At 60.9% G+C, this 15,590-nt stretch carries 14 protein-coding genes; 8 read left to right on the top strand and 6 right to left on the bottom strand.

All coding sequences use genetic code 11. The features are described from left to right. The first annotated feature begins 70 nt into the window (after positions 1–70). Positions 71–454 carry a DUF3471 domain-containing protein gene (locus tag DX909_RS20385; protein ID WP_229311124.1) on the top strand — a complete coding sequence of 128 codons (384 nt, stop codon included), beginning with the start codon at positions 71–73 and terminating at the stop codon, positions 452–454. Between the two features lie 70 nt (positions 455–524). Here DX909_RS20385 and DX909_RS20380 read toward each other — a convergent pair whose 3' ends face one another. Next, positions 525–1,754 (bottom strand): PQQ-dependent sugar dehydrogenase, encoded by a 1,230-nt coding sequence (locus DX909_RS20380; protein WP_128547056.1) that lies wholly within the window; start codon positions 1,752–1,754, stop codon positions 525–527. 264 nt (positions 1,755–2,018) lie between these two features. Between DX909_RS20380 and DX909_RS20375 the strand changes: the two genes are divergently transcribed. Together DX909_RS20375 and DX909_RS20370 are read left to right on the top strand one after the other, a co-directional pair. Further along, positions 2,019–2,783, top strand: a complete 765-nt coding sequence (locus tag DX909_RS20375) for a cytochrome b/b6 domain-containing protein (protein WP_206513026.1) — start codon at positions 2,019–2,021, stop codon at positions 2,781–2,783. A 1-nt stretch (position 2,784) separates the two neighbouring features. Beyond that, entirely contained in the window at positions 2,785–3,531 is a 747-nt protein-coding gene (locus tag DX909_RS20370; RefSeq protein ID WP_128547055.1) for a molybdopterin-dependent oxidoreductase, read from the top strand. Positions 3,532–3,554: 23 nt separating this feature from the next. Here DX909_RS20370 and DX909_RS20365 read toward each other — a convergent pair whose 3' ends face one another. Then, a complete protein-coding gene (locus tag DX909_RS20365; protein WP_128547054.1) occupies positions 3,555–4,985 on the bottom strand; it encodes a DUF1593 domain-containing protein in 1,431 nt (476 codons plus the stop codon). Positions 4,986–5,519: 534 nt separating this feature from the next. Between DX909_RS20365 and DX909_RS20360 the strand changes: the two genes are divergently transcribed. From DX909_RS20360 to DX909_RS20345, 4 genes are all read left to right on the top strand, one after another. Further along, positions 5,520–8,594 carry a sensor histidine kinase gene (locus DX909_RS20360; protein WP_128547053.1) on the top strand — a complete coding sequence of 1,025 codons (3,075 nt, stop codon included), beginning with the start codon at positions 5,520–5,522 and terminating at the stop codon, positions 8,592–8,594. A gap of 4 nt (positions 8,595–8,598) precedes the next feature. Continuing rightward, positions 8,599–9,243, top strand: coding sequence for a response regulator (locus DX909_RS20355; protein WP_128547052.1), 645 nt, complete (start codon positions 8,599–8,601; stop codon positions 9,241–9,243). After that, on the top strand, positions 9,221–10,150 hold the full coding sequence (locus DX909_RS20350) for a helix-turn-helix domain-containing protein (RefSeq protein ID WP_128547051.1): 930 nt from the start codon (positions 9,221–9,223) through the stop codon (positions 10,148–10,150). Before DX909_RS20355 ends, DX909_RS20350 begins: the two co-directional genes overlap by 23 nt. Before the next feature lie 98 nt (positions 10,151–10,248). Then, complete coding sequence (locus DX909_RS20345) at positions 10,249–11,010, top strand: nuclear transport factor 2 family protein (protein WP_128547050.1); 762 nt, start codon at positions 10,249–10,251, stop codon at positions 11,008–11,010. Here the strand turns inward: DX909_RS20345 and DX909_RS20340 are convergent. After that, positions 11,007–11,711, bottom strand: coding sequence for a formylglycine-generating enzyme family protein (locus DX909_RS20340; RefSeq protein ID WP_206513025.1), 705 nt, complete (start codon positions 11,709–11,711; stop codon positions 11,007–11,009). The genes DX909_RS20345 and DX909_RS20340 overlap by 4 nt on opposite strands. Before the next feature lie 120 nt (positions 11,712–11,831). On the opposite strand from DX909_RS20340, the gene DX909_RS20335 reads away from it, so the two are divergent. Then, positions 11,832–12,398, top strand: coding sequence for a pentapeptide repeat-containing protein (locus DX909_RS20335; RefSeq protein WP_128547049.1), 567 nt, complete (start codon positions 11,832–11,834; stop codon positions 12,396–12,398). Here the strand turns inward: DX909_RS20335 and DX909_RS20330 are convergent. The 3 genes from DX909_RS20330 to DX909_RS20320 form a co-directional block, all read right to left on the bottom strand. Further along, complete coding sequence (locus DX909_RS20330; protein ID WP_128547048.1) at positions 12,388–12,708, bottom strand: hypothetical protein; 321 nt, start codon at positions 12,706–12,708, stop codon at positions 12,388–12,390. The genes DX909_RS20335 and DX909_RS20330 overlap by 11 nt on opposite strands. 88 nt (positions 12,709–12,796) lie before the next feature. Next, positions 12,797–14,578, bottom strand: coding sequence for a DUF885 domain-containing protein (locus DX909_RS20325; RefSeq protein WP_229311123.1), 1,782 nt, complete (start codon positions 14,576–14,578; stop codon positions 12,797–12,799). A 73-nt stretch (positions 14,579–14,651) separates the two neighbouring features. Further along, positions 14,652–15,575, bottom strand: a complete 924-nt coding sequence (locus tag DX909_RS20320) for a phosphate/phosphite/phosphonate ABC transporter substrate-binding protein (RefSeq protein WP_128547047.1) — start codon at positions 15,573–15,575, stop codon at positions 14,652–14,654. Positions 15,576–15,590: the final 15 nt, after the last annotated feature.

Raw genomic sequence — 15,590 nt, 5'->3', positions numbered from 1 at the left:
CGCCGTTTGAACGATCAAACCATCCGAATATAAAACCGATTTTGTAAGTTTAGGGAAATTTCGACCCGCTATGAAAAGCCTGCTTCTGCCCGCCATCATTCTGGGGATGGCCGCCCACGTCTCCTTTGAAACCGCCCACCAGACGGCCGTCGGCGTCACCATCAATGCCCTGCTCGACGAAAAAGAGCTTCAGCAATATACCGGTTCCTACAAGTTCACCGCAAACGATAACTTCCAGAAACTGACCGTCACCGTCGAAAACGGCGACCTGTACGGCCAGGTGGACGCCAACGACCGGTACAAACTCGTCAAACAGACGGAACCGGATACCTTCAAATCCACCAGTTCCTACGGCTCCGTCTTCACCTTCACCCGCGATCCGAACACCAAGGCCGTGACGGGCTTCCGCATGAAAATCATGGAGTACAATCTGGAGGGCACCAGAGAAAAATAGGCCCGGGCGGAAATAAAAAACCGGGTGCCCCGCGGAATTCCGCGGGACACCCGGTTTTTGTGTGCCTTTCTTACTGTTTGCTGACGCGGTAGATGACGCCGTTGTTGTCTTCGGAGAACAGCAGCGAGCCGTCGGGCAGGAAAGCCAGCCCGACCGGCCGGCCGAACTGCGCCTGGTTGTTGTTGACCAGGAAGCCGGTCACAAAATCATCGATGGCCGTGGGCTTGCCGTTCTCGAAGTGAATCCGAACTACCTTGTAGCCCGACGGTTTGGTGCGGTTCCAGGACCCGCGCATCGTGGCGAAGGCGTCGTTCACGTAGTCGGCCGGGAAGCTGCCCGGCGCCCCGGACGAGGTATAGAAGAACATCTGCATCGGGGCGGCATGGGCCTCATAGGAGTAGGAGGGCAGCGTGGTTTTCGCCAGAATCTGCGCGTAGGTGGTGTCGCCCATCGGCCGGGGATGCGGGTTGTAGTTGCCGTCGCCGTAGATGTAGGGCCAGCCGTAGAATGCACTCTGTTTGATCTGATTCACCTCCTCTTTCTGCTGCTCGTCGCCCAGCCAGTCGATGCCGTGGTCCAGACCGAACAGCTCGCCGGTTTGCGGATGCCAGTCGAAACCGATGGTGTTGCGCAGGCCGCTGGCGTAGATCATCCGGCCCGAACCGTCCGGGTTGGCCTTCAGGATCGTTGCGTGTTCGGCGTTGGGTTCCGCGCAGGCGTTGCAGGTGCTGCCGACGGTGATATACAGCATGTTGTCGGGGCCGAAGTCGATGGTCCGGTTGGGGTGCTGACCGGCGTCGGGCAGGTTGTTGATGAGCATCTGAGCAGTGCCCAGGGTACCGTCTCCGTTGATGGGGGCGGCATACAGCTCCTTGATCGCCACCATGTAGAGCTTGCCGTCATGAATGGCCAGGCCATGGACGTTTTTGATGGTCGCCACGGTCTCCTTCGAGTCGGCCACGCCGTCGTTGTTGGTGTCCTTCAGCAGGGTGACGGTGCCGGCGGCCCGGCTGCTGACGTAGACGCGGCCTTCCGGGCTGACGGCCAGGATGCGCGGTTTGTTGAGCTGGTCGGCAAATTTGGCGATTTTGAAACCGGCCGGCACCTTCAGCTGGGCGATGCGCTCGTCGGTGGCGTCTACCAGGGCCGGCTCGAACACGTTGCCCTGGATGCTGGCCGAGGTCGGTTCGCGGTTGGTTTCGGGGATTTTAGCGTCAATGAGGTGATCCTTTGAGCACGAACTCATCACGGCCAGGGAGGCCAGGGCGATGCCCAGCCCCAGAACGGATACATTTTTCATACGTTGATTTAGAAGTATAGATGTTTGCGTGAACGACCCGTCCCCGGTTATAGCTAAATTAAGCCGGAGGGTCATCAGGTTAACTCTATGGAAAAAAGAGGGTTTCGGGAAAACTGAAAACTTAGTCATTTTTTCAGAAAACCGAGCGTGACGCGGAAACCGGCCGTTGGGGAAAACATTTTCAGGTGGTTTTCCGATTGCCGGATAAAAAGGTATATTGAGCAGATAATCTTTTTGAAATCAATCTCTTACCTTCCTCTTACAATGGAAACGATGCCTGCTCCCACGCTGCATCCGGTTCTGGTGCGTCATCCGGCCTGGGTCCGGCTCTCACACTGGATTGTAGCGATGAGTTTCCTGGTACTGGTGTTCAGCGGGGTGGTGATTCTGATGTGCCACCCGCGGCTCTACTGGGGCGAGGTCGGGAACGATCTGACGCCCGCCCTGTTCGAGCTGCCCATCAGCCGCAACTACCGCCACGGCGGCTGGGAACAGAACGGAGCCTTTTTCGGGTATGCGGGATCGCCCGTCAGTGCAAGCCGGACCTACGACATCTTCAACCAGAACGGCTGGGGGCGCAGTCTGCATTTTCTTTCCGCCTGGTTTCTGGTGCTGACGGGGCTGCTCTACGTGCCGGCCGGCTTCTTCAGCGGTCATTTCCGCCGGAAGTTCTGGCCGGGGGCGGGCGAATTCTCCTTCCGGGCGCTGCGTCAGGATGTGCGGGAGCATCTGCAACTGCGGATTCCGTTCCAGACCGCCGAAAACCCGTACGGGCTGTTGCAGAAAGGCGCCTATCTGACGGTCGTTTTCGGGCTGCTGCCGCTGATCGTCCTGACGGGGCTGACGATGTCGCCGGCGATCACGGCCGTATTTCCGTTCCTGCTGAAGCTCTTTTTCGGGGCGCAGTCGGCCCGCACGATTCATTTTTTTGCTTCCGTTCTGCTCGTCCTGTTTCTGCTGGTTCACGTCCTGATGGTCGTACTGTCGGGATTCCGGCGGCAGATTCGGGCCATGACGCTGGGAAAATAACATGGAAAAACCGCAACTCATCACCCGGCGCCGGGCGCTGATCACCGGGCTGGCTTCCCTGAGCGGGCTGATGCTTCCCGGCTGTTCGCAGCCGCTGCCGCCCACCTACGGCAACCTCCTGCGGATGGGCGACGCGCTCACCTACCTGTCCCACCGGACGCTCCTGCCCGGTCAGTCGCTGGCGAAGGAGTACGACTCCCGGGACATCTCCTCGTTTCCCGCCACGGGAACCACCAACCCGGCCGACCGGGGCTTCGTCCCGGAGCTGAGAGAGGTCTACGGACGCCTGCAGAAAGACGCCTTTCAGGACTGGCGGCTGTCGGTGGAGGGCCGGGTGGCGCGGCCGGGCCGGTTTGCCCTGGCGGACCTCCAGCGCCTGCCCGCCCGGAAGCAGATCACGCGGCACACCTGCGAGGAGGGATGGACGGCCATTGCCGAATGGACGGGGGTGCCCCTGAGCGTGGTGCTTCAGAAGGCCGGCATCCTTCCCAGCGCCCGTTTCGTGAATTTCTACGCCTACGACGGCTTTTCCGACAGCATCGACCTCTACGATGCCTTTCACCCCCAGACGATTCTGGCTTACGGGATGAACGGCCGCAGCCTGCCGGTGCCGCACGGCGCCCCGGTCCGGCTGCGGGTCGAGACTCAGATCGGGTACAAGAGCCTGAAATACCTGCAGCGCATCGTGGTTACCGACGAGTTCGTCGATCCGGGCGACACCGGCTGGGCCTGGTATGTGGGCATCTGAGCCGATCGGGCTGCGGAACCCGTTTACGGGTTTTTGGGCAGCACCGTCACGATGACGCGCCGATACCGGGTGAGGGCCGGCATTCCGGTGTCGCTGACGGCCAGGATGAAATGCATCGTTTCGGGTTTGGCCACCTCCGGCGCCACGACCCGGGCCGTGATCTCCCCGGCCTTCTGAATCTCCGGCGGCCGGCTGCTCTCGAAACTGCCCGCTTCCCGGTAATAGATCCACTCGTAGGTCAGTGCCTGACCGTCGGGGTCGCGGGAGCCCTGCCCGCTGAGGGTGATGGTTTCTCCGCTCCGGACCTGAAGCCGGTGCGGATGGCCCAGCGCAGCCACAGGCGGGTGGTTGGCCTCCTTGAACGGTTTGACGCACCAGTCCATACGGGCCGCAAAGTCATGCTGATAGGCCCTCCGCCAGCGCCAGATCGTTGCCTGGTTGCCGGTATGATACGCCCCGTCAACCCCCAGCACCTCATCCATGGCATCTGTCCACAGGGGCCGGGTTTCCGGCTCCGAAAACCACCTGCGGGTCGGGGGGATATACAGCTCATACCGGCCGCCCCAACTGCCATGGTTCGGATGTTCGGGGTCGCTCAGCCCGTTGTCGATCAGAAACAGAAAGGACGGCGTGTCGCCTTCCATGAGAAACTTCGTGACGGGATACACCGCCCCCAGCGGGCCGTGGTTCCGGCGAACGTGTTCGTCCAGCCAGGGATTATCCACGATGGTGAAGTCGGCCCCCACGAAGCGGCCGTGGAACCGGTCGCCACTGATGCCGCTCCAGGTCGAGTAATGATAGGCCCCCCGGCTGTGGACCCCGGGGCTGGCCACATAGAACAGGCCGGGAAAGGTCTTCCGCAGCCAGGGACCCGCGTCGTCCTGATCCGAAATGGTATACACCCTGATTTTGGCGACAAACCGGTCGAGTTCCTCCGGCGGGCGGGTCATCTGCACTTTCCAGAGGGCCTGCGCCAGACAGTTGGTACCGCCCCAGGCCAGCACCCAGACCGGGCGCGGATCGGCCTGATCGACCGTTTGAATGATCCAGTCGGAACCCGGCGAGTCCTTGCCCGGCCCGACGCCCTGCATCCCGTACTGGGGCAGCCCTTCCCGGATGAGGCCCAGCAGACGATCGGTTTCGGGGTACCCGGGTTCGTGCAGGAGCAGATTGGCCCGCACCTTGCCGTAGGCCGTCACGATCTCCCGGATTTTTTCCGGTGCGACGCGGTTTTTCTGGTGAACCGAGGTAGTCGCCACCAGCCCTTCGACGTCCCACTGGTTCGAATAGGTCAGGAACCGGACCATCGACTGGGCATCGTCGGGTTCGTTCTCGATGTCGGTCAGCACCAGCACCCGGAGTTTCGACGGTGGCCCGTCCGACGGACGAGCCGGTATCTGAGCCGATGGCTGAAAGGAAACCGACAGGAGCAGCAGGCAGAATAGAAATTTCATGACAGGGCCGGAAAAGATGAGTCGAAGACGGAAAGGGAGAACTGCCCTCCCTTCCGACGAATATCCGAAAAAACAGGAAAAACCGTCCCGATTTCTTCAACCTACCCCAACCCCCTGCAAGGGGCTTTGCGCTGCCAGGCCAAACCAGCGGAGCGAAGCCCTTTTAGAGGTGGTTTGTGGAAGCGTTTTTGTCACCCCGGCCGGACCACCCCCGGCCCCCTCCTTGCTAAGGAGGGGGTGGTTCCACATTTTTGTCAACTCTCTCGTTTTGTCATCCCGAGGAACGAGGGACCTTGTGGCCGAATACCCCATCTGACCGAGTCCTACGCCCGGGATCCCTCCTGCGTCGGGAGGACAAAAACGCTTCCACCCAGTACCTCTGAGAGGGTTGGGGGAAAATGGGGGATGAGCAGCAATTTTTTAACCATTTCCGGGGAGTGACATTCCGGTTTTTATGGTATTTTTCGAGAACTGACCGACTGCCGGCCGCGTGTCTGTTCAACCCTCTGTCTTTTCCACCCAAAGAACTTCGCCATGAACCGGCCGTGGTTTATCACTCTGCTTTTTCTTTTTCCGGTAATCGCCCGGGGGCAGACGCCGGCCCCGCTCCGCTTCGAACACCTGACCGCCCGGGATGGTCTCGCCCATAACGTGGTGTATGCCATTCTTCAGGACCGCCAGGGATTCCTTTGGTTCGGTACCGACAACGGCCTCAGCAAATACGACGGTTACACCTTTACCAACTACCGCAAAATTCCCGGCGATACGACCTCTCTCTCCGGCAATGCCGTGATCCGGCTGATGGAAGACCGGCAGGGGAATCTGTGGCTGGGGATGCTCGGGCAGGGCCTCTGTAAGTTCGACCGGCGCACCGAACGGTTCACGAGCTACGGCCCGACCCCCCACACCCTCAGCCAGGGCTCCATCCAGTCGCTGGTGGAGGATGCGGAAGGGCAGGTCTGGGTGGTGAACGGCAATCCGGAACTCCGCCGGTTCGACCCCCGCACCGGCGCCTACTCCCGCTTCAATTATGCCGACCTGCTCACCGACCGGCCGGGCCGCCGGCCCCACCTCCACGACGTCTACCGCGACCGGTCCGGTACGATCTGGGCAGGCAGCACCCGCGGGCTGCACCGGATGCACCCGGACGGAGCGGGCCAACCACCCGGCATCCGGTTCACGACCTGGCCCTTCGGCCCCGTGTGGGAGATTTTTGAAGATCATGCCGGTGTGCTGTGGGTGATTACCGGCCGGGGCCTCGGCCGGTTCGACCGGAAAAGCGGTCGGCTGACCCCGCTCCCGTACCGGCTCGATCCGTCGCCGGCCGTGAATGCGCTCATCAACCGCAACTTACGGCACCTGTCCGAAGATCACCTGGGGAACCTCTGGATGGGCACCAACACCCACGGCCTGGTCCGGCTCGATCGCGACCGAACCCGGTTCGAAGCGGTCGGGCATGACCCGGGGCATCCGCAGAGTCTGAGGGCAAACCTGGTTCGGACCACCCTGGTGGACCGGTCAGGGCTGTTATGGGCGGGGGTCTGGGGCGAAGGAGTCGCCAAAGCCAATCCCGGGCAGCAGCCGTTCCGGCATTACCGCCCGCTGCCCGGAACCGCTTCGGCCCTGAGCAATAAATACGTCGATGCCATTCTGGAAGACCGCTCGGGCACGGTCTGGCTGGCGACCGGCGCCGGGCTGGACCGCCTGGACCCGCAAACGGGCCGGTTTACGAACTACCGGTTCGAGGACGGTCGCTCCCGGGACCGCCCCGTCTATGTCAACGCCCTGCTCGAAGACCGCGACGGCAATCTGTGGGTCGGCAGTCAGGGGGATCTGGCCCGGTTCGACCGCCGGACCGGTACTTTCACGTCCTACACCCGGGACTCGCTCCGCTATCCCGGCCTCGGCGGTAACACGAAAATTATTGCCCTGTACGAAGACCGGCAGGGCCTGATCTGGCTCGGAACGCAGAACGGCCTGAAAAGCTTCGACCGCAGGACGGGCCGGGTGGTGCATTACGCCTATGACCCCCGCAACTCTAAGGGCATCGCCGATGCCTGGGCCATCGCGCTCTGCGAAGACCGGCACGGCAACCTGTGGGTCGGATCGGGCAGCGTAGCCCTGAACCGGCTTGACCGGCGAACCGGGGTGTTTACGCACTTTCGGCCCGATCCGCGACGGTCGGGCAGCATCACCTCCGACGTCGTTCCGGCGATCTTTCAGGATTCGAAAGGCAACCTCTGGTTCGGGACCGCCGGCGGGGGCCTGTGCCGGTTCGACGAGGAAAAGCAGACCTTCCAGGCCTTCACCCAGGCCGACGGGCTGGCCGATCATTCTATCTATTCCATTCAGGAGGACAACTCCGGGCAGTTATGGCTGGGCACCTCGAAAGGCCTCTCCCGGTTTTCCTTTGCCGACCGGACCTTCATCAATTATGACCGCAGCGACGGGCTGCCGGAGGGCGGTTTCCGGATAGCCCGCTGCCGGGGTCGGTCCGGTATGCTGTATTTCGGCGGGGAAAATGGATTCACCGCCTTCGATCCCCGCCGGCTGACCACCAATCGCCACGTTCCCCCGGTTGCGGTGACGCAGATCAGGTTGTTCGATCGGCCGCTGCCCCCGGGCCGGGCGTCCGGGGCGCTGAATCTGAACTACGATGAAAACTTCCTGAGCTTCGAGTTTTCGGCCCTGAATTACGCCAATCCGGGGAAGAACCAGTATGCCTACCGGCTGGAAGGGCTGGAAGAAAACTGGGTCCGCAGCGGCTCCCGACGCCAGGCCACCTACACCGACCTCGATCCGGGGACTTATGTGTTTCGGGTGCGCGGCTCGAACAACGACGGGGTCTGGAACCGGCGCGGAACGTCCGTCCGGTTCGTGATTCATCCGCCCTGGTGGCAGACCGTCTGGTTTCGGCTGGTGGCGGCCGGCGTTCTGCTGCTGGGCGCATTTTCGGCTGTTCGTCTGTACACGCGGGAGCGCCTGAACCGGCAGCGGCAGGAGATGAAACGGGTGCTGGAAGCCCAGGAGGGCGAACGGCAGCGACTGGCGGCCGATCTGCACGACGACCTGGGGGCCACGCTGGCGGCCATCAAGGTGCAGCTGGAGATCGCCCACGAACCCGACGACGGCCTGAGCCGGCCGATCCGGCTCCTGGAAAAAGCCATCCTCGATCTGCGGCACATCTCGCACAACCTGATGCCGCCCGAGTTCTCCCGGCTCGGCCTGACCGAAGCCCTGCGCGACACCGTCAGCCGGACCGAAGCCAACGCCGGCATCAGCTTCCTCTTCATTTCCTTCGGCCCGGAACGCCGGCTGGACCATGAAGTCGAACTGACCATCTACCGGATTGCGGTGGAACTCATTCAGAATGCCGTCCGGCACGCCCGGGCGCGGCAGGTAACCATTCAATTGATATTTTACCCGCAGCACCTATCTTTACTGGTCGAAGACGACGGCCACGGCTATGCGGCCCTGGCGCGGACCCGGCCCGCCGGAATCGGCCTTCGCAACATCCGCTCCCGCGTAGCCTACCTCAACTCGAAACTGGTGGTCGACTCGGGGCAGCGGGGAACCACCGTCATCCTGGAAGTGCCGACCCTCACCTGATCCTATGCTTTCCGACGTTAAACCGACCACCATTCTGATTGCCGACAACCATCGGTTGTTCAATGAGGGGCTGCGAACCCTGCTGTTGCAGGAAAACGCCCGCTACAAAGTGGTCGATCAGGTGTATTCCGGCAGCGACGTCGTTCCGGCCATCCGGAAGGCCGCCCCCGACCTGGTGCTGCTGGACATCAACCTTCCCAACCGGAGCGGTCTGGAGATTGCCGGGCAGGTGGTCCGGGAGTTTCCGCAGGTTCGCGTGGTCATCATCTCCATGTACAGTTACGGAAAATTCATCGAAGAACTCCGGGGCATCGGCGTCTCGGGTTATCTGCTCAAAAGTGCTTCCCAGCAGGAACTGCTGACCTGCCTTCAGAATGTCGTGGAGGGAAAGCCCTATTTCGAACCGAAACCGGGAGAAACGGGCGGGGCGCTGCCCGAGGAGGACGTGCTGATCAAACGGTATCGCCTTTCTCCGCGCGAACTGGAAATTTTGGCGCTGCTCCGGCAGGGGCTAAGTCTGACCGAAATTGCCGGGCGTCTCTTTCTGATGGAGGAAACCGTCCGGACCTACGGGAAAAATATCGGTTACAAGCTGTCCATCGACAACCCGGCCGAGCTGATTCGGTTTGCTGAAGAACACGGTTTGTAAACGAAACCAGAACCCCGCCGTGACCAACGCCATCCGGACTTACGATTTCAAACCGGGCCTGCCGGCCGAGATCGAGCTGGTTCGGATCTCCTCTATTTTCAGACGGCACGAACAGAACGTCGTGCAGCCGCACCGGGCCGATTTTTATCACATTTTCTGGTTCACTGAAGGAACGCCCGTCCATACCGTCGATTTCATACCGATTCCGATTCAGCCCCATACGCTGCTGTTTGTCAATAAGTCCCGGGTTCAGTTTTTCGACCCCGGCGGTAACTACGACGGCTGGATGCTGCTCTTTACGGACGCCTTTTTCAATCAGAACCCGCAGGACGCCCGGTTTCTCCGGAATACCATCCTCTTCCACGATCTGCTCGACATACCGGTCGTGCGTCTGGACCGGACCGCCACCAGCCTGACCGTCCTCTTCGACCAGCTTCGCGAGGAATTTGCCCGGCCGGAGGACGCCGTTCACGTGCCGGTATTGAGAAATCTCCTGCATACCCTGCTGATGCTCGCCGACCGGGAACGCCGGACGCAGGGGTTTTCGGAAATCAGGAAAGGCCCCGACCTCGATCATACGCTGCATTTCAATGCGTTGATGGAGAAGCAATTCCGGCAGGTGCGGGCGGTCCGCGACTATGCCGCACAAATGAGCCTCACGGAACGGCGGCTCCAGCAGGCCACGGCCGCAGCGGTCGGCAAAACGCCCAAACAGCTCATCGACGACCGGCTCGTGCTGGAAGCCAAAAGGCTGCTGGTCCACACGAGCCTGTCCGTCAAGGAAATCGGTTTCGAACTGGGCTTCGACGAGCCGACCAACTTCACCCGCTTCTTCCGCCGGCAGATCGACCGGACGCCCGCCGACTTCCGGAAGCAGTTCAGCTCACCGGCCCGTTTCGCCTTCTGATCATTCTTCATCGCGTTTCTATCTTTCCTCTCCCGGCTTTCCCCGCGACCTTTGCAGGGTCCCTATTGAAAAGCAAACCGCCGGAAGGCACAACCGCCATGAACAGAAAAGATCAGGTTACCGCGTTGCTGAAAAGCATCGAAACCGGCGAAAGTGCGCCGATTGCCGTTATCAATCCTGAAAAGTACATCCAGCACAATCTGGCGGCCGCCGACGGTCTGGCCGGCTTCGGAGCGCTGCTGGCGCAGCTGCCGTCCCATTCCGCCAAAGTGAACACGGTTCGGGTGCTGGAAGACGGAGAGTACGTTTTTGCGCATACCGATTATGATTTCTTCGGACCCAAAATCGGCTTCGACGTCTTTCGCTTCGAGGAAGGCCGGATCGTCGAGCACTGGGATAACCTCCAGGAAAAGCCCGCTTCGGCCAACCCCTCCGGCCACACCATGACCGACGGCCCCGTTCCGCCTTCGGCCACGGCCGGTACCGCCGAGAACAAAGCGCTGGTCCGGCAATTCGTGGACGACATTCTGGTGAACGGCCGCCTGGAAAAACTCGCCGGCTACTTCGACGGGGATCGCTACATCCAGCACAACCCGCAGATCGGCGACGGTCTTTCGGGGCTGGGCGCGGCCCTGGAGGGCATGGCGAAGCAGGGCCTGACCATGAAATACGACACCATCCACCGCGTGCTGGGCGAAGGCGACTTCGTGCTGGTGATGAGCGAAGGAAGCTTCGGCGGAAAACCGACCTCTTTTTATGACCTGTTCCGGGTCGAAAACGGAAAGATTGCCGAACACTGGGATACGATCGAAACCATCCCGGCCCGGTCGGAGTGGAAAAACGATAACGGCAAATTCTAACCGATCCTATTCCGGGCGATGCGGAAGCCGAGGTCGTCGATTTTAAAGGAAGACGGATGGCTGCGCCGTCGGTTGGTGGCCAGACAGCCTCTTTCTTCATCGCACCATCCGCCCCCGCGGAAGATGCGATAGGAGCCGTAGACGGTTTCGTCGTAAACGTCCGTACACCATTCCCAGACGTTGCCGAGCATATCGTACAGGCCCCAGGCGTTGGGTTCCTTCAGCCCCACGTCGTGGGTCGTTCCGCCGGAATTGCCTTTGTACCAGGCAATTCGGTCGAGGTCTCCATACCGGCTGTCTTTGGTTCCGGCCTTGCAGGCATATTCCCATTCGGCTTCGGTGGGCAGGCGGTAGCCGTCGGCGGCTCCATCGAACCGGACGTCCGCGCCCTCGCTGCCGAACGAATAGCACGGGCGGAGGCCGGTTTGTTCGGAAAGACGGTTACAGAAGCGGACGGCATCCAGCCAGGAGACGGTTTCCACCGGTTTCCGGCCCCCCGAAAACGTGCCCGGTACTTCACCGGTGACGGAAAAATAGAGTGCCTGGGTGACCGGATACCGGGACAGCAGAAAGGATTCGATGAGCACCGTCCAGCGGTGTTTGATCCGGTCGTCCCGGAGTTCGATCGCTCCGCCGGGGAGAGCCGCCATCCAGTCGGCGACGGCCGCCGGGTCGGGCGGGCTTAATGGTTTGAGGTTCATTCGTTTTTGTTGTCGGATGAAACGGCCGGATGGGGGCCGGTTTGCCCAAATCAGGGGAAAACTGGCCCAAAAGTAAGGAAAAGCCGTATTTTGCGGAGCTTCGTTTAACTTTTTCACCCCGTGGAGTACTACCAGCAGGTCTTTGATCCCTCACAGCCCGCCCCCGGCGAATGGGCCGGGCAGCAGTTCGAACAGTGTACGTTCCGGAAGCTCGACCTGTCGGGGCAGGCGCTGACCAAAGCCGGTTTTGTCGACTGCCGCTTCGAGGACTGTACGCTGAGCCGCGTTACCCTGAAAGAGACCAAACTGTACGACGTCGTTTTTATGGATTGCCGGCTGCCGCACGTCGATTTCGGGGCCTGCGATCCGTTCGGCTTTCACGTCGATTTTTCGGGCTGCCGCCTGGATTCGGCGGTATTTACCGACCGGAAGATGAAGAAATCGAGGTTTGAGGACTGTTCGCTGCGGGAGGCATTTTTTCTGAACTGCGAGCTGGTCGGGGTGCTCTTTCGGAACTGCAACCTGGAAGGCGCCCGCTTCGACAGGAACGACCTCAGCCAGGCCGACTTCACGACCTCCTATCACCTCCGGCTCGACCCCGACGCGAACCGGCTGAAGAAGGCGAAGTTTTCCCTTTACAACCTGCCCGGCCTGCTGAGCCGGTATGATCTGGTGATTAAGGAGTAGCCTTTTTTCGGGCTTTCTTCGTTTCCAGCAGAATCACCCCGTTTTTGGCCTCGGGGCCATATTTAGCCACCAGATCGCCGTCGGGTCCCGGTTTCAGCACGGTGATGGTCGCGATGTCGTCGATATTCACACCGGTCTTTTTAAAGGTTTCGATCGGCTTTCCGTCCACCAGAAAGAGCGTGGGACTCTGGGGCGGGTAGACCGACCCCTGCCCTTTGGCCGGTTCGGGCGCTACCCCGTTGGAAGCCGGGCTACAGGCGGCAAGGCCGGCTGCCAGCACGCCGGCCAGGAGAGCTTTTGGGGTTCGCATCTGATAATGAGTTTCAGGTTCTGTTCCGTGATGGCAAAGATAAAATAAACGGTTAGAATCCGTGCGCCGATGGCTCGGTGCCAGGATCTTAGCTTTTCTTTCCGGCGGCCGCCCGGCTTTTAATCCAGGAATCCATTTTGGCTTCGAAGATCTGGAGCGGCATGGAGCCGTCTTTCAGTACCTCGTCGTGAAATGCCCGGAGGTCGAACGCCTTGCCGAGGGCTTTTTCCGCCCGTTGCCGCATCTCCAGAATTTTCAGTTCACCGATTTTGTAGGAGAGGGCCTGGCCGGGCATGGCGATGTACCGCTCGACTTCCTGAACGGCATTCGCTTCGCTGATCGGCTCGTTTTCCAGAGAGTAGGCAATGGCCTGCTCGCGGGTCCAGCCCTTGTGGTGCAGGCCGGTGTCGACCACCAGCCGGATGGCCCGGTGGATTTCGCCCTGGTAGCGGCCCAGCAGCTGGTAAGGATCGGTATACAGCCCCAGTTCCCGACCCAGCGTTTCGGCATACAGGCCCCAGCCTTCCACGTAAGCTCCGTAGCGGCCGACCCGCTGCGGGCCGATAATGTCCGGGTTTTCCGTTTCCAGCGACCGCTGGTAGTGGTGGCCCGGAATGGCCTCGTGCAGGAACAGGTCTTCCATGCGCCAGTAGTTATATTTCGGAGCGTCGAGAACGGGGAAGTAAAAAATGCCGGGCCGGGAGCCGTCGGGCGTACCGCCGAAGTAGTGAGCGGCCGTCGCGGCTGCCCGGTATTTTTCGATCGGCCGAATCTCGAAGGCCGTTTTCGGGACCCGGTTGAACAGCTTCGGAAGGTGCGGCTTCATCGTTTCGTGGATTTTCAGGTATCCCGCCACGACCTCTTCCTCCGTCCGGAAAGGCAGGAATTTCGGATCGGTGAACAGGTGCTGGAAAAAGGCGTTCAGATCGCCTTTAAAACCGACCTGTTGCCGGATGGCCTCCATCTCCCGGCGCACCCTGGCCACTTCCTTCAGTCCGATTTCGTGAATCTGGTCCGGGCTCAGGTCGGTGGTGGTCCAGCTTCTGACCAGGTAGGCATATTCCTCTTTCCCGCCCGGTACGGCCCCCAGCGCCACCGTCGATCGGCAGCGGGGCAGGTATTCATCTTGAATAAAGGTATACAGGCGCTGGTAGGCCGGCAGAATTTTCTCCCGGATGGCGGCCGTATAGGCGGTGGTCAGGCGTTGTTTGTCGTCGGCCGGAACCCCGGCGGGCAGATTTTTGATCGGCAGATAAAAAAGGCTTTGCGTCACGTCGTCGACCAGCATGGCCCTGATCTGGGGCTGTACTTTTTCCATCACGACCCGGGGCTGTACGCGGTTCAGGGCAATGCCTTTCCGCATGAGGACGATAGCGGTATCGGTCCAGGCCACAAAGCCGTCGACCCGCTTCAGAAAATCGTCGTAATCCTTCACCGTCCGGAACGGATGGACGTTGCTGCCCGAGCCCATCTGTGAAAACTGAAGCCGGAAATCGCTCATCTGGCTGACCGGGGTCAGGTAAGTGGTGAACTGGAGGCCCTCCCGGTTGCGATTCAGATCGTACTGCATGATCTGGTAGCTCAGACGGTCACGGGGTTCGAGCTGCTGTTCCTGATAGGTTTTGAGCGAATCCAGATACCGGGTATAAAGCGCCGTCATCCCATTGCGGTAGGCCTGGCTGCCGGCGTTCTCCAGCCGGTCGTTATAGCGGTAATCGCCCTTGAACGAAGCGATGGTCGGGTTCAGCCGGAGGTATTCCTCATAATACGACTGAAGCATCGTCCGGAATCGGGCGGAAGAGCCGGCCGGCGTCTGACCAAAAAGAGAAAATACGCACAGCAGGAGAGACGCAAGCAGAGGATAGCGCATGACCGACGTAGTTGGATTTACGCTCAATCTATTGAATTTTAGCGAGTTTTCCACCCAGAGCCGCCTGTTTTCGTTACCGGATCAGGCCCGAAAACTGCTCGATAAGCCCCTGAGAAGCGCCGATCCGCTGCCGGTACGACTCGTAGAAAGCCCGGTCGACGGGCCGGAACTTCTCCGCCTGACGGGCTTCCGACCAGCCCGCCCGCAGGGATTCCAGCGCGTCGGAGTGTTTCCGGTGCAGCGCCAGCAGCGCGTGGGTGATCTTCTGCCGCTGGGCGCTGTCCAGCGAATTTTTCAGCAGAACCGGCCCCAGCGGAATTTCCTCCGACTCCCACAGCAGCCGAACCTGATGGGTCAGACCCGGATCGTGCCGGAGGGCCTTGTGGTATTCTTCACTGCCGAAAGCCGCCAGGTCGGTTCGGCGGTCGAGCAGGGCGGTCAGGCCCTCGGCGTGGGTTTTGCTGTAGGTCACCTGCAGAAACTGCCGCTCCGGTTCGGTCAGGCCGTTGGCCGACAGGAAGGCCCGGGGGATCAGGTTGCCCGAGGTCGAGGTCTCACTTACGAACGTCATGCGGTAGTCGGCTGCGTGGGCCTTCAGGTCGGACAACTGCCGGATGGGCAGGGAGGCATGCACGACGATGGCCGATTTGTAGTTGTCGCGCACACCTTCCGGCACCTCCAGAGCCGCTGCGGGTGTGTAGGGACTGTTGCCCCGGTTGATCAGCAGCAGATACCCGAAGGTGCTGATCAGGGCGATGTCGACCTCCCCCGCTTCGAGGCCCGCAATGAATTGTTTTACGTTTTCGTAACTCCGGGTCCGGACCGGGATGCCCAGCTTCCGGCTCAGTACCTCGGCCAGGGGGCCGATGTTTCCCAGACGGTTGTTGTCGGCGTAGGTGTAGGTGGCGAGGGTGAGCGGCCGGGGCTGAGCGAAGGAAGCGGCAAAGGAAACAGTAAACAGGCAAACCAATAGGAAACGAAACACAATACGAATCATGTGTGGTGGGTCAAT

The organism is Larkinella soli (assembly GCF_003703975.1).
In the GTDB taxonomy this organism is placed as follows: Bacteria; Bacteroidota; Bacteroidia; order Cytophagales; family Spirosomataceae; genus Larkinella; species Larkinella soli.
This window is presented reverse-complemented; position numbering and strand designations above follow the sequence as displayed.